Annotated in this window: 1 pseudogene; it reads left to right on the top strand. The window is 74.4% G+C overall.

Annotation, left to right across the window (positions count from 1 at the left end):
* Positions 1 to 590, top strand: a pseudogene (locus A9X05_RS23875) (DNA polymerase IV); the annotation flags it as partial.
* Between the last annotated feature and the right edge of the window lie 7 nt (positions 591 to 597).

The following is a 597-nucleotide window of genomic DNA, read 5'->3' as shown; positions in this document are numbered from 1 at the left end:
ACGCGCATCAGCGCCTGCTGCGCGACGGGCGCGGCGCCCGCACCGTCACCGTGAAGCTGAAGAAGTCCGACATGAGCACGCTGACCCGCTCGGCCACGCTGCCGTACGCGACGACGGAGGCCGGCGCGCTGGTCGCCGTGGCCCGGCGGCTGCTGCTCGACCCTCGCGAGATCGGGCCGATTCGCCTTCTGGGCGTGGGGTTTTCGGGGTTGAGCGACGTGCGGCAGGAGTCGCTGTTCCCGGATCTGGACCTCGCGGGGGAGGATCACCCCGCGGAGACGGTGGCGACCGCGGCGGAGGCGATGTTCGCCGCGGCGCCCGAGCAGGGCTGGCGGGTCGGCGACGACGTCACGCATCCCGAGCTCGGGCACGGCTGGGTGCAGGGCGCGGGCCACGGCGTGGTCACCGCGCGGTTCGAGACCCGCAGCTCCGGCCCCGGCCCGGCCCGCACGTTCCCCGCCGACACCGCCGAGCTGACCAAAGCCAACCCGGTCGATTCCCTGGACTGGCCGGACTACCTGGGCGTGCTGCAGGCCCTGGACGCGAACGCACCGTCAGCCCCAGCGGGCGATGACGTCGCCGACCGGTAGCCGCGCG

Origin of the sequence: Mycobacterium sp. E3298, assembly GCF_001666895.1 — a bacterium.
In the GTDB taxonomy this organism is placed as follows: domain Bacteria; phylum Actinomycetota; class Actinomycetes; order Mycobacteriales; family Mycobacteriaceae; genus Mycobacterium.
The sequence above is the reverse complement of the archived record's forward strand: the minus strand, read 5'-3'. Positions and strand labels throughout refer to the sequence as shown.